The organism is Vreelandella hamiltonii (assembly GCF_014651795.1).
Classification (GTDB): Bacteria; Pseudomonadota; Gammaproteobacteria; order Pseudomonadales; family Halomonadaceae; genus Vreelandella; species Vreelandella hamiltonii.
Map to the genome: position 1 here is coordinate 1 of NZ_BMXO01000011.1, position 23,983 is coordinate 23,983.

Below are 23,983 nucleotides of genomic sequence, written 5' to 3' on the forward strand. Positions count from 1 at the left end.
TTGAATTCAGGAGAAAAAGTACGTCGTTTCTTGGTCATCAGACACCTCGCTTCTGGTGGCAATATTACCACCTACGTTGGTGCCCGGTTTTATTGAACCACTACAGCAGGATGGCTTCAGGATTCCACCCCGCCTTATATTCAATGCGCTCACTTTCTATCGTGCGGTGATGGAGCAGGTCATTGATATTGATGGGGAGTTTAGGTGTCATGCCGTTTTCCCAGACACTTGATTGGCATCATATGACACACGCTAAACCCTCCTCACTGTTCAGTTGACCTCATGATGTAGAACGGTACCCCTGAAAGCAACCCGTGCCGAGCTTCAGCCAAGGTCGCCTGGTGCAGGATTCGTCATGATCCCGCTTCCCCGCTTAATTTCCTCCGGAGGGGTTTTGTTTTGCTGAAGCGTCCCCACTAATACGTCCATAGGTTAATCGTTGGCACTGGCTCAATCGTTGGCATCAAGTAGTAAACTGGTCTATTCTTTTGCCACTGTCACTCTCACCGCGTTACAAGGAGTTTGCCTCATGGCGTACGAAACGCTGCTGTCCCCCACCACGCTGGGTAGCCTGAACCTTCCTAACCGCGTCATCATGGCGCCGCTGACCCGTTCGCGCACGCCGGATAGCGTGCCGGGCAAGATGCAGGAAGCTTATTACGGCCAGCGTGCAGGCGCGGGCTTGATCATCAGCGAAGCCACCAATATCTCCCCTACGGCTCGTGGCTATGTCTATACGCCCGGCATCTGGACCGATGAGCAGGAAGCGGGCTGGAAAGGTGTCGTGAATGCCGTGCATGCCAAGGGTGGCCGGATTGCCCTTCAGCTGTGGCACGTGGGCCGTGTTTCCCATGAGATGGTGCAGCCCGATGGCCAGCAGCCGGTTGCCCCCAGCGCCCTGAAAGGGGAAGGTGCCCAGTGTTTCGTCGAGTTCGAAGACGGCACCGCTGGCCAGCACCCCACCAGCACGCCCCGGGCCCTGGAAACCGACGAGATTCCTGGCATCGTGGAGGATTACCGTCAGGCGGCCATTCGCGCCAAGCGGGCAGGGTTCGACATGGTCGAAGTACACGCTGCCAATGCTTACCTGCTGAACCAGTTCCTGGCCACCGGCACCAACCAGCGTACCGACCAGTACGGCGGCTCGCTGGAAAACCGTGCCCGCTTCCCGCTGGAAGTGGTCGATGCCGTGGTGGAGGTGTTTGGCGCCGAGCGTGTCGGTATCCGCATGACGCCGTTCATCGAGCTGTTTGGCTTGACCGACGACGAGCCGGAAGCCATGGCGTTCTACATGGCCGAAGAGCTTTCCAAGCGCGGCTTGGCCTACCTGCACCTGAACGAGCCCAACTGGGCAGGTGGCGATATCACCTTCCCCGATGGTTTCCGCGAGCAGATGCGCGAGCGCTTCAGCGGCAGCCTGATCTATTGCGGCAACTACGACGCCGAGCGTGCCGAAGCGCGCATCAAGGAAAACACCGCCGATGCCGTGGCCTTTGGCCGCCCTTACATCGCCAACCCGGACCTGCCGGAGCGTTTCCGCATCAACGCTCCGCTGACCGAGCCGAACCACGAAACCTTCTATGGCGGCGACGAAAAGGGCTACACCGACTATCCCTTCCTGGATAACGGTTACGACCGTATCGGCTAAGCATTTCAGGTCAACGCGTGTTCAGGGTTTCCCCACTTGGGGGAACCCTTAAGCATGAAAAGCATCACTCCGGTGGTGCTTTTTTATGCCTTGAACGCGTGAAACGCTGTTAATCTGTTGATTCTATCGTTTTAACGCGATACCCCGACGGCTGGTACCGGGCACTGCGCAAGCCCCGCTGGACACCGCCCGACCTCGCTTTTCCCATTGCCTGGGGTATTCTGTACCTGCTGATGGCCATCGCGGCATGGCGGGTCTACATGACCGAAGAGGCGCCTCTGCGCAACGCCAGCCTGGCCGTGTATGGCGCGCAATTGCTGGCCAATGCGGCGTGGTCCTGGCTTTTCTTTGGGCGCAAGCGTATTGCGGCAGCGCTGGCGGATATCGTGCTGCTGTTAGGGTTGATTACGCTCACCATCGGGCTGTTTGCCCAGGTCAATGCCCTCGCCGCGTGGCTGATAGTGCCTTACTGGCTATGGGTCGCGCTGGCTCTGGCGCTCAATGCTTCCATCTGGCGGTTGAATAGCGCCTAGGCGTTAACGGACAACAGGGATTCACTCCATGGATATGACTTCTCTTCCCGTATTGCTGGCTTTCGCCTCCTTGTTACTGGGCGTGGTGGCCGCGTTGATCTTCATCTACGTCGTCATGCCCAAGCGGCGGCGTGCCAGGGAAAAGGCCGTAGAGCCCACCCCCGCCGTGGCCAAGGACACCACGCCCCCGCCCGCTGAAGAGCCTCCGCCGCCGCCGTCCACCAAACGAACCGGCAAGCTAAAACAGCATTCGCTGTTCGTCATCTTCAATCAGCCGGATGCGTCCACCGATGCCCGACTGACCGAGTGGCTGAGGGAAAAAGGCGCCCATTACGATGCCATCAAGAAAGTCTTTCTGATCGACGGCCAGCAGCCCTCCAACCCCGTCACCGTGGCCAATGCCTTTCCGCCGGGGGAAATGCCCGACCTGCTGAGGGGCGAAACCCACGAGCCGATCCGTGGTGTGAGCCTGCTGGTGAAGCCGCCGCTGCATAAACGCCGCAATCAGCAGATGCACGTGTATGTGGAACTCGCCAAGGAGATGAACGAGACCTTCAGCGGCGACATGCTGGACGCTGACCGAGAGCCGGCCAGCGAATCCACCTACGCGCAGATCATCGGCTGACTCAGATCACGCCCTGGCTGCGCAGGTAGTCGTCATAGCTGCCGCTGAAGTCGACGATGCCCTCCGGCTGCATGTCGATGATGCGTGTGGCCAGGCTGGAGACGAACTCACGGTCGTGGCTGACGAACAGCAGCGTGCCAGGGTAGTTCTCCAGCGCCAGGTTGAGCGCTTCGATGGACTCCATGTCCAGGTGGTTGGTGGGCTCGTCCATCAGCAGCACGTTGGGATTGGTGAGCGTTAACTTACCGAACAGCATCCGCCCCTGCTCACCGCCAGAAATCACCTTCACCGATTTGCCGATATCGTCGCTGGAAAACAGCATGCGGCCCAGCGCGCCGCGCACCACCTGCTCGCCTCCTTTGGTCCACTGGCTCATCCACTCGAACAGGGTGGCGTCATTGGCGAAGTCGTCGGCATGGTCCTGGGCGAAGATGCCCAGCTCGGCGGCGTCGGTCCACTTCACTTCGCCAGCATCGGGGCGCAGGTCACCGGCCAGGGTTTTCAGCAGGGTGGTTTTACCAATGCCGTTGGGGCCGATAATGGCAATGCGCTCACCCGCTTCCACGGTCATGGAAAAACGCTTGAACAGCGGTTCGCCGTCGTAGCCTTTGGTGATGGCATCGACGTTCACCGCGTTGCGGTGAATCTTCTTGTTCTGGTCGAAACGAATGAACGGACTGACGCGGCTGGAGGGTTTGATGTCTTCCAGCTTGATCTTGTCGATCTGGCGCGCCCGCGAGGTGGCCTGCTTGGCCTTGGAAGCGTTCGCCGAGAAGCGGCTGACGAACTGCTGAAGCTCGGCAATTTGCGCTTTTTTCTTGGCGTTGTCGGCATACTGACGCTCACGCGCAGCGGTGGCCGCCGTCATGTAGTCGTCGTAGTTACCGGGGAACAGGGTGATTTCGCCGTAATCCAGGTCGGCCATGTGGGTGCAGACGCTGTTCAGGAAGTGGCGGTCGTGGGAAATGATCACCATGGTGCTGCTGCGCGCTTTCAGAATCTCTTCCAGCCAGCGGATGGTGTTGATATCCAGGTGGTTGGTGGGCTCGTCGAGCAGCAGTACGTCCGGGTCGGAGAACAGCGCCTGGGCCAGCAGCACGCGCAGTTTCCAGCCGGGGGCGACTTCGCTCATGGGGCCGGTGTGTTGCTCCAGCGGAATGCCCAGCCCCAGCAGCAGCTCGCCCGCGCGGGACTCGGCGGTGTAGCCATCCAGCTCGGCGTACTGCACTTCCAGATCGGCCACGGCCATGCCGTCTTCTTCACTCATCTCGGCCAGCGAGTAGATCCGCTCCCGCTCGGCGGCCACTTTCCACAGCTCCGCGTTGCCCATGATGACGGTGTCGATCACCCGCTCGTTCTCATAGGCAAACTGGTCCTGACGCAGCTTGCCCAGCCGCGTGCTGCTGTCCAGCATCACCTGCCCTGAAGAGGGCTCCAGCTCGCCGCCGAGGATTTTCATGAAGGTAGACTTGCCGCAGCCGTTGGCGCCAATCAAGCCGTAGCGATTGCCGTTATTGAACTTGACGGAGACGTTTTCGAACAGGGGCTTGGCCCCGAACTGCATGGTGATATTGGCGGTTGCGATCAAGATAGAAACCCTGGTTGGCGAAATAGCCCTGGTGGAAGAGCGGCACGCGTGCAAAAGCACGCGATTCTACGCGCCTTTGGGCGACGTTACATCTCCCTGGCGCGTTTCCGCTCATCAGGCGTTTGACGGCTAGGCGGGCATTTCCAGTAGAAAGCGTTCGCCATCAAGTGCTTGGCGAAGTCGCGTGGCCAGGATATCGATAATCGCGGGATGCTCGCCCACCAGCGCCGTCGGCCGCACCCGCAGGCCTGGGTGGCGCTGTTCGGCGGCGGCACAAATCTCGGCGATGTCGCCACCTTCCCCGGCGTGGCGGCCAGGCGAGAGAAACAGCATGGCCAGCACCACGTCGCCGCAGGCGCTGAACTCGGGCGTATCCAGCAGATGCTCCAGCAGCGGCTCGTTGAAGCGGTATACGTCACCTTCTCGGCGCTCCATGGAGGCTGCCGCCACGCAGTGCACGTCATCGGCCAGCAGCGCGCTGAGCTGCCCCGCCAAGCGGTTGCGTACGGCGGTGACTTCCGGCAGCGGGCTGCCGTGGTCTACCAGCGCCACCCTGGCCGCCTGCCGATCGGGCAACTGCGCGCGCACGTGATCGGCCAGCAGTGCGGCCAGGCGTAGGTCGTTACCGCCCCGTTCGTCCACCAGCGGCTGGGCAACGCGTACTTTCACCTGGGGGAAACGGGCCTGCAGGGCCGCCATCCGCTCGGGCAAGTAGCCGGTCAGTGCCTGGCTGGGGCCAAAGAAGTACGGCAACACGATGATCTCGGTGGCCCCCGCTTCGGCGCTGCGCTCAGCGGCGGGGCCCAGGGTAATGGCCGGAACACCATCGACCGCTTCAGCGGGGATCTTGTTGGAGTGCAGCAGCGAAGCCGCTTGAACGGTGTCGCCCACCTGCTCGCTCAGCGCTGCCGCCACGCGGCGCAGGCTGTGGGTTGCCTGAGGCCGCAGAGAGCCGTTATCGACCAGAAAAATAGCGCGCATCGGGTTCATCCTTTTCAATCGGAGCGTTAATGAGCCGCCAGTACGTCTGCCGCCGTCACGGGAATGGCCGCGTGGCGACACAGGTCGAGCACATAGCGGTCGCGGGCGTAGAGGCCATCGCTGCTCAGTGAGAGGTAGCCTAGACGGTCGTCGTGATGCACATCCACGCCCGCGTCATAGAGCACTACGTCTGGCTGGTAAATCAATCGTTTGACATCCTCCCCTCCCTCAGCTTGCGCTGCCGCCTTGCGGCGGAAAGGAAGGGGATTCCCAGGTCGTTACCTTCCTGGTTCCTGCTTCGATGTTCGTTGCCTTCAATGCCTTGGCACTGCTGGTCTTACACAAACTCCACAGGCGTACATTCCCGAGTGCCCCTCGGTATGATCTTTCAACCATCTGCACCGGCTAATAGCGCGGTGCCTGCTTGCAGAATGTTGCGGGCCGCATTCACGTCGCGGTCGATGCCCTGAGTACCGCAATCTGGGCAGTCCCAGGTGCGAACATTCAGCGGTAGTGATTCCAGCACAAAGCCGCAGCTATGGCAGCGTTTTGAGCTTGGGTACCAGCGATCAATCTGGACAAACTGCCTTCCCGCCCAGGCCGCCTTGTAGTCAAGCTGGCGCACTAACTCCCCCCAGCCAACATCACTGATGGCGTTAGAGAGATGGCGGTTTTTGACCATGTTCTTCACCTGCAAACTCTCCGCTGCAATCACTTGGTTCTCGTTAACGATCTGGCGGGTGAGTTTATGCAGGTGGTCACGTCGCGTGTCAGCGATCTTGGCGTGACAGCGAGCGACCTTTAACCGTGCCTTGGCTCGGTTGTTCGAGCCTTTTTGCTTACGGCTGAGGCGCCGCTGCGCCTTCGCTAGCTTTCGGGCATAGCGGGCAGTGTGGCGGGGATTATTCACCCGATGGCCGTCACTGGTCACGAACAGGTCTTTGATCCCCAGGTCGATACCGACCATCTTGAACGTAATTGGCAGCGCCTCAGTGTCTACCTTGCACAGACAGCTAATGAAGTAACGGCCTGCTGCATCCTTGGATACCGTCACTGTGCTCGGTGCCGCAGGCAGGTCGCGGCTCCAGCGGATGTTTAGCGGTTCACGGCACTTGGCGAGCGTGATCTGCCCGTCACGGTACGAAAATGCCGAACTGGCAAAGGTGGCTGACTGCCGGTGCTTCTTCGATTTAAAGCTGGGGTACCGCGCCCGCTTGGCAAAGAAATGCTTGAACGCACTTTGTTGATGGCGCAAGCATTGTTGCAGTGGCACCGAACTAACCTCGGCTAGAAAGGCGGTGTCCGGCTGCTTCTTTAACTGTGTTAGGAACGCACTGGCATCGTTATAGCCGATCTTTTCCTGACGCTGATAAAACGCGTCGGTGCGATAGCGCAGCACCGCGTTCCAGACAAACCGCACGCACCCAAACGTCCGCGCCAGCAAGGCTGCTTGCTCAGGCGTGGGATAGAAGCGGTATTGGTAGGCGCGTTCGGCTTTCATGCTTTACACTTTAGACGAAATATTGTAAGGATGCAAAACACAAGGCGTCCTGGCGGACGCCGCGCTATCCATCCTCGCACTAAAAGTACGAGGTTTTCCGCGCTAACTGATAACCCGGATGATGAACCACCGTTAACGCCATGCACGTGCAGCCACTTTGGTCACAAATGTAGATCGCTTATGTTGCTTGATACCACGACGTTAAACCAGCAAAGAAACTTCTTCGACGGCCATGCGGATATCTGGCTTTTTGGCTACGGTTCGTTGATTTGGAAGGCGGATTTTGACTATTTAGAGCGTCGGCCTGCGTCGATTACCGGCTGGGTGCGGCGCTTCTGGCAGGGCTCCCACGACCATCGCGGCACGCCGGACGCGCCGGGGCGTGTGGCGACGTTGATTCGAGCCGAAGGCGCGGTGTGCCACGGCATGGCTTACCGCATTACGCCGGAGGTCCTGGCACCGCTGGATGTGCGGGAGAAAAACGGCTACCTGCGGGAAAAAGTCACGCTGACGTTTTTGGATGAAGCGGGTAACCCTGACGCCGACCAAGCGCCTAGCGAGGGGCTGATTTATCTGGCCAGCGAAGACAACCCGGCGTTTTTAGGCGATGCCCCGCTGGCCGACATCGCCCAGCAAATTGCCCAAGCCCACGGCCCTAGCGGCCCCAACAGTGCTTACTTGCTGAACCTAGCCCAAGCGCTGCGCGAGTTGGGCACCGAAGATGCGCATATTTTTGCCCTGGAAGCGCAGCTACAGCGTTACCAGTAGCGCGGATAGCGGCGGTGGCGCGCCAGGTTATTGACCAGAATCGCCACCACCAGCATGACGATGCAGCCTGCGCCAATGGGGATCAGCGGATACCACCAGCCCAACTGATGCACGCTGGCACCGCCTGCCACGGCAATCAGCGCAGCGGCAGCCCCTGGCGGGTGAACGGTATGGGTAAGCTGCATGACCAAAATGGAGAGCGACACCGCCAACGCCATCGAAAGCGGCGTGGCCCCCAACAGTTGATAGCAGCCCACGCCCACACAGGCAGAGAGCACGCTGCCAAACAGCACATGGCTGGGCTGGGCAAAAGGGCTTTCCGGGGCGGCGTAAATCAGCACCGAGGTTGCTCCGAACGAGCCCACGATCAACAGCTGCTGGGAGAGCCACTCGGCGCTTAGCCAGCAAATCAGCGCCATGCCAGTAAAGGCACCCAGCCATGACCAGCAGGCATCCTGCCAGCCTACCCGGGGGCGCGGCGTTCGTTCTCCGCGCATCTTGCCAAGATACGTTTTCATCGCACTCGCCTTTGCACAAAAAGAGTGCAGATGATGACAAAATGCACCAAAGAAGCAAATGACGATGCGTCATATGCTCATGAAACTCGCTCAAGGACGACCAGCATGCCACTACCGACTCCCTCGCTCACCGTTGCTCCTTCCAGCCTATTGCTTGCGGTGGTGGCGGCGGTGGGCATGGCCACCATCGGCGTGATCTCACGCATCACCGGGCTGAATGCAGAGAGCATTACCTTCTACCGGTTGGGGTTAGGGGCGCTGTTTTTGCTCGGCTATTTACTGCTGACAAAACGCCATGCAGGACTCACCACACTGCCAGGGCGGCAGGTGGTGATTAGCGGTAGTTTGCTGGCGGCGTTCATCCTGTTTTACGTGCAGGCGATGAACTACACCCAAATGGCCAACGCCATTTTGATGGTGTATCTCGCGCCGATTGTGGCGGCTATCGCGGCCCATGCGCTGTTTAACGAACGGCTTGCAGCGGCGCAGGTTTCGCTCATTGGCTTGGCGCTGTTTGGGTTCGCGATGATGCAGGAGTTTCGACTCAACCTGGACGATCAGCAGGACGTGATTGGCATGGGTTTTGGCTTAGTGGCCATGCTAGCCTACAGCGGTTTTATCTTGGCGAACCGCCGCTTGCCGCGCCACCTGGATGACCGCACCTGCGCCTTCTGGCAGTTGGCGGTCGGGGCGCTGATGATCTTGCCGTTTGCGCTATGGCAGCCAGCAGGGCTTGCGGCCAGCACGTGGCAAGTGCCGTGGTTGTTGGCTGCAGGCCTGGTGCCCGGTTTTTTGGCGCTGCTGTGCGCGGTGATGGCGATTAACCGCCTGCCCACCGCGCTATACGGTACGCTGGCTTACTGTGAGCCGGTGGCGGTAGTGATTTTTGGCTGGAGCCTGTTTGGCGAAGCGCTTTCGCCTTTGCAGTTAAGCGGCTGTGGGCTGGTGATCGCCTGCGGCGTCGCGCAGGCGTGGGTCGGAGGCCGGGGCGCTACATCATTAGCCACGACAGGATAAACAGCCCAATCAGCGTGCGGAAAATGCCGCCAATAATGGAGCCACGCAAAAACGCACGCAGCCCACCCCACAGTACCAGCAGACCAATCAGCAGAATCGCCAGGCTCAAGAACGAGTCGTTGATGCCCAGCGAGCGCGTCAGCCCGCCGATGAAATCGTCGAAGGCACCGAAAAAGTTGGTGAAGATACCCAGCAAGAACTCGACCACGATGCGGATCGCATCGCCAATCGCCTCGCCAATGCCCTCAAAAAATCCGTTTGCCTGCATGCGCTTTTTCCATTGCTCGAAGGGATTCGCTATTGTCAGCGAAAACACGGAGGCTGGCAAAGCAGCCGCTGCTCATGTTTCCACCTTTCGCCTATTCCCTTTTTAGCACCGTCGCGTTACAACGTCAGTATGCCATCGCGGGAGAGACTGGTGCCTGACACCAGCGCCGAAGGAGCAACGACCCCGGAAACTCTCAGGCCAACGGACCGCGACGGCCATCCATGACGTTCCGAAGAGCGGTTGATGACTGCGTCACTCAGCCCACCGAAGGAGCAAGCGCCATTCCAGCGGCGTGAATCTCTCAGGTTCCATGACGGAAGGGGTACGCCCGGCCAATAGGCTGCCGGGGGTATCGCCCGACGCTCATACAATCTGTGGAGAGACTCATGCAACGCATTGCCATCATTGGCGGTGGGATCACTGGCATCACCAGTGCCTACGCCCTCGTAAAGCGCGGTTTCGACGTCACCGTCTTCGAAAAGCATCGCTACGCCGCCATGGAAACCTCGTTTGCCAACGGTGGGCAGCTGTCTGCCTCCAACGCAGAGGTGTGGAACCACTGGCCCACGGTCATCAAGGGCCTGCGCTGGATGCTCAAGAACGACGCCCCGCTGCTGGTGAACCCGCGCCCGAGCTGGCACAAGTTGAGCTGGTTTGCAGAATTCATCGCCGCCATTCCCCGCTATGCCGACAACACCACCGAAACGACCCGCCTGGCCATCGCCGCCCGAGAACACCTGTTCCAGTGGGCTCGTGACGAGCAGATCGATTTCGACGTGAAGCAGAAAGGCATCCTGCATATCTATCGCGACAAGGCAGGCTATGAGCATGCCGCCAGGGTATCGCAGCTATTGCACCAGGGCGGGCTAGAACGCCGCGCGGTGACTCCGGATGAAATGCGCGCCATCGAACCCACGCTGGCCGGCAGCTACTACGGCGGCTTCTTTACCGAGAGTGACGCCACCGGGGATATTCACAAGTACACCAATGGGTTGGCGAAAGCCGCCGCGAAACGCGGCGTGCGCCTGAACTACGGCCACCAGGTGACCGACCTGGGTGCGGATGAAAACAGTGCCTGGGTCAGCGCTTCAATCGACGGTGAAGAGGTACGCCAAAGCTTTGATAGCGTGGTGGTGTGTGCGGGCGTTGGCAGTCGTGCCATCGCCGCCAAGTTGGGCGACCGCGTCAACATCTACCCGGTCAAAGGCTACTCCATCACCGTACAGCTGGACGACGAAGCCTCACAGCAGGCCGCTCCCACGGTGAGCCTATTGGATGACGAAACCAAGCTGGTGACCAGCCGCCTAGGGAACGACCGCTTCCGCGTGGCCGGTACCGCTGAGTTCAACGGCGCAAACCGCGACATCCGTAACGACCGCATCCAGCCGCTGGTGCGCTGGGTAGAGCAGTGCTTCCCAGGCGTCAGCACCCAGCGAGTGGTGCCTTGGGCGGGCCTGCGCCCGATGATGCCGAACATGCTGCCCAAAGTGGGCCCGGGCCGCTTGCCGACGGTGTTCTACAACACGGGCCACGGCCACCTGGGCTGGACACTCTCGGCCATCACCGCCGAGATGCTGGCGGATGCGGTGGACAACGCCACCGCCACTTCCTTGGCCGTCACACGCTAGACGACCCCCTTACCCCGCATGACGAAAGGGGACACATGGCCCCTTTGGATTAATATGCAACCTGGTCTCGTCCGCTCTCTTTTGCCTGATACAGCGCGTTATCGACTCGTTTCTTGACATCCTCCCCTCCCTCAGCTTGCGCTGCTGCCTACGGCGGAAAGGAAGGGGATTCCCAGGTTGTTACCTTCCTGGTTTCTGCTTCAAGGACAGCTGCCCGAGGGAATGGCTTGGTTATCGCCGTAACGTCCCGGTGGGGATTTTTACGGTGACGAACCAACGCCTATCCCCCAGGTCTCACGCCGTCTCCACAGACGTAACTTTCCGAGTGCCCCTCGGTAGGTCGTGTCGACATGGGTAGTATAGCACTGTACAAAACGTCAGCAAAGGCATCCTGGGGATGCCGCGCTATCCTTCCCCGGCCTAAAAGGCCGAGGTTTGACGCGCAATTTGATCATGCTCTTGGGCGTGTCATTCAACGTGGCTTCAGCACCCCCAAGACTGACAGTGACGCGTCCGGCTTTCTGGAAAGCAGTACTGGCGATACCTCGACGAATCTTTTCGGCGAGCCTGGTGGCCTGCTGCAGCGAGGTTTCAGGGGCCAGGAAGCGGAAAGTAACGCTATTCAGGCCGCCCTCGCCACCCACAAGCGATACAGCGCGGGCGTGAAGAAGAACGACACCAGGGTGGCGAGCAACAGCCCAAACCCGACGGTTTGCGCGAAGGGGGGCCATAGCCTCCCAGCCGCCAACATGAGCGGGATCAACCCGGCAAAGGTGGTGATGGTGGTCGATACGATGTGCCGACTGGTCGGGCCGCTGATCACCGCCAGCATGGCCGACAGGTCACCCTGGCGAGCGGCCGGGTCGTCATCCAGGGCAGCCATCAGGATGATGGCCGCGTTGATAGCCACCCCCACCAACCCCATGATGCCCACGATGATCACGAAGCCAAACGCGTGGCCGCTCAGCAACAGGGCCACGATTCCCATGCCGGTGGCCTGGGCCCCGGCAATGAACACGATGGCCGCGCGACGGAAGGAGTTGAAGGCCAGCACCACGGTGGCCACCATGGCGATCACCAGCAAGACTACCGAGGCCAGCAGCTGGCCCACCGCCTCGTCACGCTCGGCAGCTTCACCGCCGGTCTCGATACGGTACCCGGGGGGCAGCACCAACGTACCATCCGCCTGGGCGGCCTGCAGTTTGGCATCCAGCTGTGCCATGGACACCGCTGGCAGCGCATCGGCCACGAGGAAGCCTTGCACCAGCTGCACACGTTCGGCATTTCGCCGGGTAATCACGCTCCAGGCAGGCGTCAGGGCGGTATCGGCAACGGCTGCCAGGGGCAGCCCCTCACTGGCCTGGTCGCTGATCAGACGCAGCGCCGCCAGCTGCTGGGCATCGCTGCGCCACTCCGCCGCGTAGCGTACCCGCACGGGAAGCTGCTGCGTGTCTTCCAGCACCTGGCCTGCGGGCTGGCCGGAGAGCGCTGCGCTGACCTGATCGGCCAGGTTTTGATACGTCAGCCCCACATCCCCCAGGGCCGCCTGATCTACTTGCAGCGTCAGCCTGGGCAAGTCGCGCTGCATCCCGGCACGGACGTGGGTCACCTGAGGCAACGGGTGCATCAACCCGGCCAGCTCCTGTCCCAGCTGCGACAGCACCTCCAGGTCATTTCCATACACCCGCAGCTCGATGGGTGCCTTGAACGGCGGGCCTTGTTCATATTTTCGCACCACGATCTGGGCCTGGGGAAAGTGCTGGTCGAGCGCCTGCTGCAGGCCCGGCACTTCGCGGTTGGTCACGTCCAGCGACGTGGTATCCACGATCAGGTGAACGAACGCCGGGTTATTGTCCTCCTGGGTCATCACGTTGTAGTACATCATTGGCGCGCTTTCGCCGATGAAGGCCGATACTCATACGACGCCGGGAACCTCGCGAACCTGGTGCTCCACCTCCTGGGCCAGCGCCTGGGCATTGGCCATGCTGCTGGCCGCCGGTAGCCTCACCTCGATATGGAACTGGTCGCGGTCGGCGGGCGGGAAAAACGCCACGTCGAGGGTCGGCATCAGCGCCATCCCGCCAAGCGGCACACACAGGGTCATCACCATGGCGGCGACCGGGTGGCGCAGCGCGCTGGCGACCGTCCCGCGAAAGGCACGTTTGATGGCATTGTCACGGGGCACACGGGCGCTATCGGCCACTTTGGCCAGCAGCAGCGGCAAGAGCGCCGGCACCAGCAGCAGCGACACCAGATACGAACTGACCAGCGCGACCATGACGGCCATGGCCAGCGGCCCCACGAACTCCCCGGCAGGGCCGGGCATGAGCACGATGGGCATGAAGGCCAGAATGGTGGTCAGCGTACTGGCCAGCAGCGGCACGGCAAGGTGACGCAGCGTATCGCGGGTGGCCGCCAGCACCGAGTCACCCTTCAGGAAGCGCTCGCGCAGGGCGCTGGTCATGACAATGGCGTTATCCACCATCAGCCCCAGCGCCACGATAATACCGGTGATGCTCATCTGGTGAATTTCCATGCCCAGCGGGCGGAAGAACGCCAGGGTCAGCAACGCCGTGGCCGGGATGGCCAGCCCGACGGTCAGCGCCGAGCGCCAGCCCATGCTGAGAAACAGGATGGCCACCACCAGAACCAGCCCCATCAGCAGGCTCAGCGCCACATCACCGAGTCGTTGCTGAGCGCGCTCGACCCAGGCATCGATACGCTGGCCGGGCGCCATGCGTGCGCCAACGAAGACGGCTCGCTCACCGTTCAACAGTGCGACGGCAGCGGGCGGGTCCTGGACACCACGGCGCAGCTCGGCGATTTCGCCAGCCGGACACTTTGCCCTTGGCGGGTCGTGATGCTGACGTCACGCAGGCGGTCCAGCGCATCGAACTCGCCGCTCATGCCCACGGTGAGGCGGTTTTGCTGGGTGATGACCTGGCCCGCCGTGCGGCGCCCGTCGCTGGCGTCGATGGCCGATGCCAGTTGGCTCACCGAAAGCCCCAGCGCATTCAGCTCCAGCGGGTCGACCAGCACGTCGACCTGCTCGCCCGCCACGCCAAACCGATGGGTATATTCGGTGCCTGCCACGCGGCGAAACTGGTCTTCCAGCCGCTCGGCGTAACGCTCCATCAGTTGGGCGTTGGGGGGCGTGTCCTGTGTCCAGCGCAGCGCGGCCACGAGGCTGAAGGCGTAGCCACGATCATCCAGCAGCTCGGGGGTTTGCACACCGCTGGGCAGGGAGGGGGCGATATCGCTGAGCTTGTCGCGCACCCGGCTCCATATCGGCACCACCTGGGTGACGCTATCCTCCAGCTCCAGGCTGATCACCGCGATGCCCGGCCGCGAGGTCGACTCCAGCACCTTGATCTCGGCAATGGTGCGCAGCTCGTCTTCGATGGGGCGCGCCACCAGCGCTTCGATCTGCTCGGGCGTGGCGCCCGGAAACGGCGCCAGTACGGTCGCCATGCGCGCCACCAGGTGGGGGTCTTCTGCGCGGGGCAGGGTATTGATCGCCGAGAGGCCCGCCACCACCAGCAGGCCCAGCGTCAGCGCCAGCAAGCGCCGGTTGAACAGCCACTCAAGACGCGGCATGGGCAATGCCTCTGGCTAACGTCACCTGCTGGCCGGGCACGATACGGTGAGCCCCCAGGGTGATCAGCTGCATGCCCGGCAGCAGCGTACCACGCACGAAGGCGCGGTCGCCTTCGGTATGCAGCAGCTCGACGCTGGCGGTGGCGACACGGTAACGCTCGTCTTCCAGCGGTTCGGCAATCAGTACGTTCCACAGGCCTCGGTCGCTGGCACGCAGGGCCGACAGCGGCACCCAGTACCCTTCGGCAGGCTCGGCCAGCGTGTAGGTCAGCGTCGCCAAATCGCCGGGCACCACGTTCTCGGGGTTCGCCAGTGCCACGACCAGCGTTTGCGTCCGGCTGTCGTTGTCCACCTGGGCCAGCCGGGCGCGCACGTCACCTTCGAAGGCTTGACCATGCACCGTGATCGTCACCGTGTCCCCCGCCGCCAGGGTGCCCGCCAGCCTGGCGGGCAGGCCAATGTGCGCCTCCAACTGGCGGGTATCGACGAGATCGAAGGCCGCCGTGCCGCTACTGACCAGGCTGCCCACGTCCACCTGCCGAGCCACGATTTGCCCCGCAAACGGCGCCGTCAGCGTGCTGTCCGCCAGATCCGCCGACAGGCTTTCCTGTTCGGCGGCCAGAGCCGCCAGCCGCGCCTGCTGACTGAGACGCTCGGTTCTCGCCTGGTCCAAGGCCGTGCGGCTGGCGAAGTTGCTCTGATTCAGCTGCGACTCGCGCTCTTCCTGGCGCTGGGCCAGCGCCAGCGCTGCACGCGCCTCTTCGCTGCGCGCCGCCACTTCGGCCAGGCGGCTTTCCAGGCGGCGGGTGTCCAGGCGAGCCAGCACCTCGCCCTGTTCCACTCGGTCACCGCGATCGACGCGGATGTCGATGACCCGCCCGGCAGGTTCGAAGGCCAGTGACACCGACTGGCGCGCCACTACTCGCCCGGTCAGCTTCACCTCGCGGCGCATTTCAGTGGCCAGCTGCAGGGGCTGGGTAGCCACCTGGAGCAAGGCGTTGTCGGCCCCTTGCTGGCGCAGCTGCTGGGCGCTGGTGTGTTGACTGGTGAGCACGACGACCACGGCGGCGGTGGCGCCCACGGTCAGCAGGGCCGCCAGCACGCTGCCCAGCCAATATCGCCTTGTTTTAGTGTGCCTGCCCAGGTGGTGCGTACCCAAGTTGTGCGTGCCCATGCTGGCCTCGACGGGTATATTATTGAACGTTGGCGTTCAACTATAATATGTGTACGGCAACGTTCAATAATTATTTTTCACTTTTTTCAACCCATGGATGAATGGCATGACCAGTGCTTCTCCCCCCTCTCCGGCTGGCCAGAAACGCAGCGCGGGCCGCCCCAAGGACTTGGCCAAACGCGATGCCATGCTGGATGCCGCCGCCTGCCTGTTTCTGCGCAACGGCCCGGATGCCGTCACCATGGAAGCCGTGGCCAAGGAAGCCGGGGTCTCCAAAGTGACGGTATACGGGCACTTCGATACGAAAGAAGCACTGTTCGGCAGCGTCATTCGTCGGGAAACCGCGTCGATTCGCCAGGGGCTGGAGCAATTGCCGGACACCCATGATGGCGTGCGCCAGTCGTTGATTCAGGTGGGCATCAGCATGGTGCGGTTTCTGATGGAACCCCACGTGTTGGCCGTGGAGCGGGTCATGAGCAATCAGGGCGAGCAGCACCCCAGGCTGCTGCAGGCCTTTTTCGAAGCAGGCCCCTGGGCCATGAGCCAATGGCTTCAGGAAAAGCTGGAGGGCCTGGCCAGCGCAGGGCACCTTTCGCTGCCAGCCCCTTCCCAGGCCGCCGACCAGCTATGCAGCATGTGGCAGGGAATGCTGATCAAGGAAGTCCGCATGGGGGTTCGCCTGCCGCCCTCGGAGGATGAGCTGAAGCGGCAGATCACCGGGGCAGTGGACGTGTTTCTGGCCGCCTATGGCAAGCGGTGAGACTCGCCATAGGCGGGGTCAGCGCTGCTCCAGCACCCCGATGACTTCAGGAATCGACAGCTGCTGGTCCGGCACCGAGCGGTATAGTGCGTGCACGGCGCCAGCCATGTCGCCGGTCACGCCCAGCTCGTGGGTCATGGTGTGGTAGTAGCCCAGGTCCTTGCTGGCGTTGGCGACCGAAAACCGAAAGCCGGAGGGGTCGTCGTGGGCGATGTAGGGGCGCAGGCGCTCCAGCACCACGCCGCCACCGCCGCCCGCGCCCAGCACCTCCAGCAGGGCATCGGCGCTGATGCCTGCCTTGCGCGATGCTGCCGTGGCTTCCGCCAGCACCGCCGAGAAGCCCAGCGAGACGAAGTTGTGCAGCAGCTTCAGCGTGTGGCCCGCCCCGACGTCACCGGCATGAGCGATGTTTTCGGCGAAGGCTGCCAGTAACGGCCGCAGCTCCTCGAACAGCGGCGTGGGCGCGCCGACGATCAGGTTGAGACGCCCTTCGGCCGCCTCCTTGGGCGTGCGCGTCATGGCGGCATCCATGAAACGCCCGCCTGCCGCCGTGACACGGGCCGCCACCTGGGCCGTCGAGCTGGGCAAGGCGGTGGAGCAGTCCACCACCACGCTGCCGGGGCGCAGCCCGTCCAGCACTCCGTCGGGTTCGAACAGGACGGCCTCCACCTGCGGTGAGCCGGTCACACACAGAATGACGATGTCGGCCTGCTGGGCAACCTCCCGCCCACTGGCCAGCGGCACGGCCCCTGCCGCCACCAAGTCCTCCACGGGCTGGTTGCCCGCGTGCTCCAGAAAACACAGCGAATGCCCCGCGCGCAGCAAGCTGCTGGCAATGCCGTGGCCCATCAAGCCAACGCCGACAAGCCCTACCCGATAAACGGTCGTCATAGTGCTCTCCTGGTTGATAGCGCTCAATGTTTGATGGCCACGGTCTTGATGCGGGTATAACTGCGCAGCCCTTCGAAGCCTTTTTCACGCCCGTGGCCCGAGCGCCCGACCCCGCCAAACGGCAGCTCGACACCGCCTGCCGCGCCATAGTTATTGATGAAGACCTGGCCGCTGCGAATGCCCTTGGCCAGGCGCAGCTGGCGCCCTCCGTCACGGGTCCATACCCCGGCACACAGGCCAAAGTCGGTGGCGTTGGCCAGCGCCAAGGCCTGCGCCTCGTCATCGAACACCTGTACCACCAGCACCGGCCCAAACAGCTCCTCACGCAGTACGTCATGGCCCTCCGGAATGTTCGTCAGCACCCGTGGCAGCACAAAATGTCCGCCTGCAGGCGCACTCGGCGCCAACTGCCCCTGCCCCGCCACCTGAATGCCATCGGCTTCGGCGGCGGCCAGGCGGGCTTCCAGCTTGAGTTTTTGGCGCTCGTTGATCAGCGGGCCGCAGTCGGCATCGGCTTCCCCCGCATCGCAGCGCAGTTCGGCAAAACGCTGGGCGAGGGCCGTGACGACCTGATCGGCGATCTCACGCTGCACCAGCAGTCGGCTACCCGCCGAGCACGTCTGTCCGGCATTCTGCACGATGCCCCGCACCACGGCAGGCAGCGCGGCTTCCAGGTCGGCATCGGCAAACACCAGCTGCGGCGACTTGCCACCCAGCTCCAGGGTAATCGGGACATGGTGCTGGGCGGCGAATTGCGCCACGCGGGTGCCGGTTTCAGGCGATCCGGTAAACGAGAGATGGTCGATCCAGGGGTGCGAAGCCAGCGCAGCACCCGCTTCCACACCCAACCCCGGCACCACGTTCAGAGCGCCTTCGGGCAGCCCATGGTTCACCGCGAGCGCCGCCAGGCGCATGACGCTCAGGCAGGCATCTTCGGCAGGTTTGAGCACCACCGTGTTGCCCGCCGCCAGCGCCGCTGCGACACAGCGCCCAAAGATCTGGGACGGGTAGTTCCAGGGGATGATCTGGGCGCAGACACCGTAGGGCTCGCGCAGCGTCATCACGGCAAAGTCCGTCTCAAAGGGGATCGTCTCACCGTGCAGCTTGTCGGCGGCACCGCCATAAAAGCGGAAATAGCGGGCACAGGCGGCAATGTCTCCCTTGGCCTGCGTCATGGGCTTGCCGGTATCCGCGCACTCCAGCGCCGCCAGCTGCTCATGCTGTGATTCGATCACGTCGGCAAAGCGCAGCAGCCACTCACCGCGCTGGCGCGCCGACCAGCGCGCCCACTCCCCGAGCTGCCCAGCGAAGGCCTTGCGGGCCGCCTGCACGGCGGCATCTACCTCTTCGGCCTGGCACCGCGCGATGCGGGTCAACGGTTCGCCCGTGGCGGGGGCGTCTACCTGGAGGGTCTGCGCGGTATCGACCCACTCTCCTCCAATCAGCGCCTGCTGCGACAGCAGACCGATGGTATGCGACATCAGGAGCTCCTTTTATTGTCATTGTGGTCATTACGGTTAACACAGACGGCTCTTTGATCCCGAACGTTTTTTAACCCCGCACGTTTTTAACCTCATACGTCTTTTAACCATAGAAGAGATTGACCAGTCCCATGGAAATCCATGGCATGTAGGTAATCGCCATCAGACATGCCAGCACCACCAGCACGAAACGCACCAGCCACGGCAGCATCTGATCGATAGAGATTTTGGCCACGGCGCAGGCGGCAAACAGGTTGACGCCCAACGGCGGGGTGATCATGCCCAGCGCCAGGTTGACCACCATGACCAGGCCAAAGTGCACGGGGTGGATGCCAAACTGCATGGCGATGGGGGTGAGGATGGGTGCCAGCACCAGGATGGCCGCCGAGGTTTCGATGAACATGCCGACGATCAGCAGCAGCGCGTTGACCACCAGCAAGAACATCATCGGGCTTTCAATGGTGTTGGTCACCAGCGTGGCAATGTGGGCGGGCAACCCGGTACGGCTCAATAAAAAGCTGAAAAGCGCGGCAGCGGCAATGATCAACATGACGGCCGCCGTGGAAATCACGCTTTGGCGCAGGATAGGCCCCATATCCGCCAGCGTTAATTCACGGTAGTAGAATGCCCCCACGATGAGGGCGAAAAACACTGCCACCGCCGAGGCTTCCGTGGGCGTAAACACCCCGCCGTAGATACCGCCAATCACGACCACCGGCATCAGCAGCGCCACCCAGGCACGCTTCAGCGACGTCATGAAGCCCGTGCTGTCCTTGTAATCGTCCTTGCCGTAGCCACGCACTTTGCAGAACAGGTAGAGGAAGATGATCAGCGCACAGCCAATCAGCAGGCCTGGCCCAATCCCCGCCAGGAACAGCTGTCCGATGGAGGTATCGGTACTCACGCCGTACAGAATCAGCGGAATGGAAGGGGGAATCAGCACGCCCAGCTCCGCCGATGACGCTTGAATGGAAGCGGCCAGCGGTTTGGGATAGCCATGCTTGACCATCGCCGGAATCAGGATGGCCCCAATGGCAAAAGTAGTGGCCACGCTGGAGCCCGACACCGCTGCAAACATCATGCAGGTCAGTACGCAGGACATGGCCAGACCGCCTTGCACCCGCCCGACGATGGATTTGGCCAGGTCCACCAGCCGCTGGGAAATGCCCCCGGCGGCCATCAAGTTACCCGCCAGGATAAAAAACGGAATCGCCATCAGCGGGAATTTGTCGATCCCGATGAACATCTGCTGCGGCACCAGCAACAGCGGCAGCCGGGTGAAGAATTCGATGCCGATGATCGAGGCCAGCACGATGGAGATCGCAATGGGCACGCCGAAGGTGAAGAGAATAAGCAGCGACAGGCCAATCACCATGTTCATAGGGGCGTCCCTTTGTTGGTCTGTTCAGCGCTGGGCTGCTCGACCTGCTGCAGCATGGCCTCTTCGGGCAACACCTCACTGTTTTCCGGCCCCACGGGCTCACGTCCACTGAGCTGCGCGGCCAGCCTGGCGATCACCGACACGATGGCAAAAGCGGCGCCGGTCGGGATGGCCGCGTAGGCCCAGGACATGGAGATATTCATGCCCGACATCACCTGGTTACTGACCCGCAGGGTCATGAGGATGCCGTAATAGCACATCACCCCCAGCACCAGCAGGCAGCAGGCGACGATGGCCACTTCGAGCAACAGCAGCCCTCGGCGCGGCAGCCATTTATAGATCACTTCTACCGCCATCATGTAGCCGCCTCTAAAGGTGGCCGCTGCGGCCATGAACACGCACCAGATCATGGAGGCGCGGGACGCCACTTCCGTCCAGGTGGAAGGCGCATTGAACACGAACCGGGTCAACACCTGATAGAAGCTCAGCGTGACCGAGATCACCAACATCAGCACCGCCACCATCAGGGCCAGCCGGGTTAACTGATGCTCGATACGGAGCAAGACCGATAGCATAAAGGATCACCCTGCTTGAATGGCCTCTGGCACTGCCAGAGGCCGACGTTGAGAAAGTGCGTCAAGAAAGCTCGTCAAGACAGTTCGTCGAGAAAGCGCGTGAAGACAGCGCTCAGCAGCTGCCCGCTTTCTCACGAATGCGTTCGAGCATCTCGCTGCCGTACTGCGACGTGAAGATCTCGTAGGCGGGCTCTACGGCTGCCTGGAAAGGTGCCGGGTCGATATCGGTTTTCACCTGCATGCCATTGGCTTCCAGCAGCGCTACCCCTTCACGCTCCAGGCGCGAGACCTCTTCACGGGTGGCGTCCACCGATGCCGCTGCCGCCTGCATGAACCAGTCACGCTCTTCATCGCTCAAGCCATCCAGCAGGATCGGCGATCCCAGCACGATGGCCGGGGAGTAGACGTGTCCGGTCAGGGAGAGGTAGTCCTGCACTTCCCAGAAATTGGTGGCCACGATGACGGTGATCGGGTTTTCCTGGCCGTCGACGGTACCCTGCTGCAGCGCCGTGAAGAGTTCAGGGAAGGCCATGGGAGTGGGCCGTGCGCCCAACTGCCGGAAGGCTTCCTGGTGCACCGCGTTTTCCATGGTGCGTACCCGCAAGCCACTGGCATCCTCGGGGCTGGCGACTTCACGCTGGCTATTGGTGAGATGGCGGAAACCGTTCTCCGACCAGGCCATGCCCACCAGGTCATGGTCGCTCATCTTCTCGAGCAGCTCGTCACCGATCTCGCTATCCAGCACGCAGCGGGCCTGGTCGTAGTTTTCGAACAGGAACGGCAGGTCCAGCACGTAGGTTTCGGGGACGAAGTTACCCAGTGGGCCGCTGGAGGTGATCACCACATCCACGGTGCCGATCTGCAGGCCTTCGATCATTTCACGCTCACCGCCGAGGGAGCCGGAGGCGTGTTCGGTGACGGTAAAGGCACCGTCGGATAAACGTTCGAGTGTCTCCTTGAACGCCTTGGCGCCCACCGAGTAGTGGGAGGTAGAAGAGAGCGTATGCCCCAGGCTGATATCGGTGGCGGCCTGGGCGTGCAGGGCAATGCTGGCGGTGGCCACGGCACTCATGGCGGTCACGAGAGCATGTCGGGTGAAGCGCTTGGTCATGATGTATCCCTCTTGGTGTTGTTGTGAGGGTGGGTGTTTCAAGAAGGCGCAGGGCCTTCCTATGGGTTACCTGCCTTGCCAGGCAGATGGAAAAGCAGCCACATCAGGCGCGTTCATGGTGCTGCTCGGCCATGAAGCGTTCGATGATCTGGGTGAAGTCGTCGTCACCGACAAAGCCGAGCTGGCGCGCCTTGGCGGTTTCGAAGCGTGCGGGCCAACTGGCCACAATCGCTTCGATGCGCGGGTCGGGCGCATGCTGAACGAGCGAGAGCGCGTCTTCGCCTGCGGCGCTGCGCAGGGCATCGAGCATCTCGGCCACGCTCACCGTGATGCCGGGCAGCATGAAAGCACGGAACGGTGCCAGCTCTGTGCTGGGCACCTGGGCGCCATGCACCAGCGCGTCGACCACCTTGCCCGGCGACATCACGAACATCTCAAGGGTGGTGGGCACCGGGCAAATGGCCGTTTCGCCATTGAGCGGCTCCCGCAAGATGCTGGAGGCAAAGCTGGAGGCTGCTGCATTGGGGCGGCCAGGGCGGATCACGATGGTGGGCAGGCGCAGCACCAGGCCATCGATCTCGCCACGACGGCTGTAGTCATTGATGAGCAGCTCGCACATGGCCTTTTGGGCACCGTAGGAGTTCTGCGGGTGCAAGGCCGTCATGTCATCGAGCACGTCCGGCAGCGCCCCGCCGTAGGCCGCCACGGAGCTGGCCATGATCAAGCGCGTTGTGTGCAGGCCGCGCAGGCGGCAGCCTTCCAGCAAGGCACGGGTGGCATCGAAGTTGACCCGCATGCCCAGCTCCAGATCGGCTTCGGCGGCGGAGCTCACCACGGCCGCCAGGTGGTAGATCACGTCAGGGCGCTGATCCAGCACGTCGTCGAGGGCCTTGGGCTGGGTAATGTCCACGGCGCGCGAGGATACGGTGATGCTACCTGCATCGGGCGCGGGGGCTTCCACTTGATCGATCAGCGTGAGCTGGGTGATCGGCTGCTGGCGAAGCTCGCCCCGCTGGATCAGTTGATGGGCAAGACGCTGACCTAGAAAACCCGCTGCGCCGGTGATGGCAATATGCATGATGTGATTCCTGATATGGCGTTGTTATTGTTGGTGGCCGGGGGCTCAGCGTGGGGTCAACCCCCAGGGTGCTCCCCACCACAGCCCCGCTCGGGTGGCGGCTTGTGGGCGGTATTCACAGCCAACCCAGCCGCGATACCCCAGCGCGCTCAAGCGTTCGAAAATGGCGGGGTAGTGCACCTCGCCCACATTGGGCTCGTGACGATCAGGCACCCCGGCAATCTGGACATGGCCAATGGCGCTGAACTGGCGTTCGAGATGGCGAATCAGGTCGCCTTCCATGATTTGGCAGTGGTAAAGGTCGAACTGCAGCTTGAGATTCTTGGCACCGACCTCTTCCAGTACCGCCATGGCCTGGGCCTGGCGGGAGAGAAAAAAGCCCGGCATGTCACGCGTATTGATCGGCTCGATGAGAATGTCGCGGCCCACTTTGGCCGCCTCGTTCGCCGCAAAACGCAGATTGCGGATATACGTGGCGTGGTGCTCTGCCTGGGTCGCGGCATCGGCGTTGTCCGGTAACAGCCCCGCCATGGCATGAACCCGCGGGCAGCCGAGCGCCTCGGCGTAGCTCAGCGCCGCCGTGACCGAATCGCGAAACTCGGCTTCCCGGCCCGGCAGGCTGGCCAGGCCGCGCTCACCGGCGTCCCAATCGCCCGGCGGCATATTGAACAGCACCTGCTCCAACTGGGCATCCTTGAGCGCGTGCTGCACATCACGCGCGGCAAACGCATAGGGGAATAGATACTCGACCCCTTTGAAACCCGACTCGGCGGCAGCAGCAAAGCGGTCGAGAAAGGCGTGTTCGTTGAACAGCATGCTGAGGTTGGCGGCTAATCGAATCATGGCGTGCTCTTGTTGTT

The 23,983-nt window shown here is 62.2% G+C and carries 24 protein-coding genes and 2 riboswitches; of the genes, 7 read left to right on the plus strand and 17 right to left on the minus strand.

The genetic code is table 11. The features are described from left to right. Window positions 1–529 precede the first annotated feature (529 nt). From IE061_RS11660 to IE061_RS11670, 3 genes are all read left to right on the plus strand, one after another. Complete coding sequence (locus tag IE061_RS11660; protein WP_081194534.1) at window positions 530–1,648, plus strand: alkene reductase; 1,119 nt, start codon at window positions 530–532, stop codon at window positions 1,646–1,648. A 125-nt stretch (window positions 1,649–1,773) separates the two neighbouring features. Continuing rightward, window positions 1,774–2,181, plus strand: coding sequence for a TspO/MBR family protein (locus tag IE061_RS11665; protein WP_081194532.1), 408 nt, complete (start codon window positions 1,774–1,776; stop codon window positions 2,179–2,181). A 28-nt stretch (window positions 2,182–2,209) separates the two neighbouring features. Beyond that, window positions 2,210–2,806, plus strand: coding sequence for a cell division protein ZipA C-terminal FtsZ-binding domain-containing protein (locus IE061_RS11670; protein WP_081194530.1), 597 nt, complete (start codon window positions 2,210–2,212; stop codon window positions 2,804–2,806). 1 nt (window position 2,807) lies between these two features. Here the strand turns inward: IE061_RS11670 and IE061_RS11675 are convergent, their stop codons facing one another. The 4 genes from IE061_RS11675 to IE061_RS11690 all read right to left on the minus strand — a co-directional run bounded on the left by IE061_RS11675 (window position 2,808) and on the right by IE061_RS11690 (window position 6,876). Further along, window positions 2,808–4,394 (minus strand): ABC-F family ATPase, encoded by a 1,587-nt coding sequence (locus IE061_RS11675; protein ID WP_081194528.1) that lies wholly within the window; start codon window positions 4,392–4,394, stop codon window positions 2,808–2,810. Between the two features lie 129 nt (window positions 4,395–4,523). Further along, complete coding sequence (locus tag IE061_RS11680; protein ID WP_193461660.1) at window positions 4,524–5,375, minus strand: sirohydrochlorin chelatase; 852 nt, start codon at window positions 5,373–5,375, stop codon at window positions 4,524–4,526. A 26-nt stretch (window positions 5,376–5,401) separates the two neighbouring features. Then, complete coding sequence (locus IE061_RS11685) at window positions 5,402–5,581, minus strand: hypothetical protein (protein WP_193461661.1); 180 nt, start codon at window positions 5,579–5,581, stop codon at window positions 5,402–5,404. A gap of 182 nt (window positions 5,582–5,763) precedes the next feature. Then, window positions 5,764–6,876: an RNA-guided endonuclease InsQ/TnpB family protein gene (locus tag IE061_RS11690; protein ID WP_074211468.1), complete on the minus strand. Its 1,113-nt coding sequence runs from the start codon at window positions 6,874–6,876 to the stop codon at window positions 5,764–5,766. Window positions 6,877–7,056: 180 nt separating this feature from the next. Here IE061_RS11690 and IE061_RS11695 point away from each other — a divergent pair, with 180 nt between their 5' ends. After that, complete coding sequence (locus tag IE061_RS11695; RefSeq protein ID WP_193461662.1) at window positions 7,057–7,644, plus strand: gamma-glutamylcyclotransferase; 588 nt, start codon at window positions 7,057–7,059, stop codon at window positions 7,642–7,644. Here IE061_RS11695 and IE061_RS11700 read toward each other — a convergent pair. After that, window positions 7,635–8,162 (minus strand): HPP family protein, encoded by a 528-nt coding sequence (locus IE061_RS11700; RefSeq protein ID WP_016915214.1) that lies wholly within the window; start codon window positions 8,160–8,162, stop codon window positions 7,635–7,637. The genes IE061_RS11695 and IE061_RS11700 overlap by 10 nt on opposite strands. Before the next feature lie 105 nt (window positions 8,163–8,267). Between IE061_RS11700 and IE061_RS11705 the strand changes: the two genes are divergently transcribed. Then, window positions 8,268–9,179: a DMT family transporter gene (locus IE061_RS11705; RefSeq protein WP_016915215.1), complete on the plus strand. Its 912-nt coding sequence runs from the start codon at window positions 8,268–8,270 to the stop codon at window positions 9,177–9,179. On the opposite strand, the gene IE061_RS11710 is transcribed toward IE061_RS11705, so the two are convergent. Continuing rightward, window positions 9,154–9,447, minus strand: a complete 294-nt coding sequence (locus IE061_RS11710) for a hypothetical protein (protein WP_016915216.1) — start codon at window positions 9,445–9,447, stop codon at window positions 9,154–9,156. The two genes, IE061_RS11705 and IE061_RS11710, sit on opposite strands and share 26 nt — an antisense overlap. Before the next feature lie 128 nt (window positions 9,448–9,575). Next, window positions 9,576–9,666, plus strand: a riboswitch (glycine riboswitch). Further along, window positions 9,667–9,774, plus strand: a riboswitch (glycine riboswitch). A gap of 59 nt (window positions 9,775–9,833) precedes the next feature. Between IE061_RS11710 and IE061_RS11715 the strand changes: the two genes are divergently transcribed. Beyond that, a complete protein-coding gene (locus tag IE061_RS11715) occupies window positions 9,834–11,075 on the plus strand; it encodes a D-amino acid dehydrogenase (protein ID WP_193461663.1) in 1,242 nt (413 codons plus the stop codon). A 622-nt stretch (window positions 11,076–11,697) separates the two neighbouring features. On the opposite strand, the gene IE061_RS18100 is transcribed toward IE061_RS11715, so the two are convergent. Genes IE061_RS18100 through IE061_RS11725 form a run of 4 tightly spaced genes read right to left on the minus strand, consistent with a single transcriptional unit; the run spans window position 11,698 to window position 15,846 of the window. Next, complete coding sequence (locus tag IE061_RS18100) at window positions 11,698–12,960, minus strand: efflux RND transporter permease subunit (RefSeq protein WP_230478446.1); 1,263 nt, start codon at window positions 12,958–12,960, stop codon at window positions 11,698–11,700. A gap of 30 nt (window positions 12,961–12,990) precedes the next feature. Further along, on the minus strand, window positions 12,991–13,812 hold the full coding sequence (locus IE061_RS18105; protein ID WP_230478447.1) for an efflux RND transporter permease subunit: 822 nt from the start codon (window positions 13,810–13,812) through the stop codon (window positions 12,991–12,993). A 32-nt stretch (window positions 13,813–13,844) separates the two neighbouring features. Then, a complete protein-coding gene (locus IE061_RS18110) occupies window positions 13,845–14,672 on the minus strand; it encodes an efflux RND transporter permease subunit (protein WP_230478448.1) in 828 nt (275 codons plus the stop codon). Further along, complete coding sequence (locus IE061_RS11725) at window positions 14,659–15,846, minus strand: efflux RND transporter periplasmic adaptor subunit (RefSeq protein ID WP_230478449.1); 1,188 nt, start codon at window positions 15,844–15,846, stop codon at window positions 14,659–14,661. The genes IE061_RS18110 and IE061_RS11725 overlap by 14 nt, the downstream gene beginning before the upstream one ends. 106 nt (window positions 15,847–15,952) lie before the next feature. Between IE061_RS11725 and IE061_RS11730 the strand changes: the two genes are divergently transcribed. After that, window positions 15,953–16,606 carry a TetR/AcrR family transcriptional regulator gene (locus IE061_RS11730; protein ID WP_081194518.1) on the plus strand — a complete coding sequence of 218 codons (654 nt, stop codon included), beginning with the start codon at window positions 15,953–15,955 and terminating at the stop codon, window positions 16,604–16,606. Window positions 16,607–16,624: 18 nt separating this feature from the next. On the opposite strand, the gene IE061_RS11735 is transcribed toward IE061_RS11730, so the two are convergent. The 7 genes from IE061_RS11735 to otnI form a co-directional block, all read right to left on the minus strand. Beyond that, window positions 16,625–17,497, minus strand: coding sequence for an NAD(P)-dependent oxidoreductase (locus IE061_RS11735; RefSeq protein ID WP_081194516.1), 873 nt, complete (start codon window positions 17,495–17,497; stop codon window positions 16,625–16,627). A gap of 23 nt (window positions 17,498–17,520) precedes the next feature. After that, on the minus strand, window positions 17,521–18,978 hold the full coding sequence (locus tag IE061_RS11740) for an aldehyde dehydrogenase family protein (RefSeq protein ID WP_193461664.1): 1,458 nt from the start codon (window positions 18,976–18,978) through the stop codon (window positions 17,521–17,523). A 103-nt stretch (window positions 18,979–19,081) separates the two neighbouring features. Further along, window positions 19,082–20,359 (minus strand): TRAP transporter large permease, encoded by a 1,278-nt coding sequence (locus IE061_RS11745; protein WP_016915223.1) that lies wholly within the window; start codon window positions 20,357–20,359, stop codon window positions 19,082–19,084. Then, window positions 20,356–20,934: a TRAP transporter small permease gene (locus IE061_RS11750; RefSeq protein WP_193461665.1), complete on the minus strand. Its 579-nt coding sequence runs from the start codon at window positions 20,932–20,934 to the stop codon at window positions 20,356–20,358. Before IE061_RS11750 ends, IE061_RS11745 begins: the two co-directional genes overlap by 4 nt. Before the next feature lie 112 nt (window positions 20,935–21,046). Continuing rightward, the gene (locus tag IE061_RS11755) at window positions 21,047–22,045 is read right to left on the minus strand and encodes a TRAP transporter substrate-binding protein (RefSeq protein ID WP_052196285.1); all 999 of its coding nucleotides are present in this window, start codon (window positions 22,043–22,045) and stop codon (window positions 21,047–21,049) included. A 103-nt stretch (window positions 22,046–22,148) separates the two neighbouring features. Then, on the minus strand, window positions 22,149–23,123 hold the full coding sequence (denD, locus tag IE061_RS11760) for a D-erythronate dehydrogenase (protein ID WP_193461666.1): 975 nt from the start codon (window positions 23,121–23,123) through the stop codon (window positions 22,149–22,151). Window positions 23,124–23,168: 45 nt separating this feature from the next. Continuing rightward, entirely contained in the window at window positions 23,169–23,966 is a 798-nt protein-coding gene (otnI, locus tag IE061_RS11765; protein ID WP_096921969.1) for a 2-oxo-tetronate isomerase, read from the minus strand. Between the last annotated feature and the right edge of the window lie 17 nt (window positions 23,967–23,983).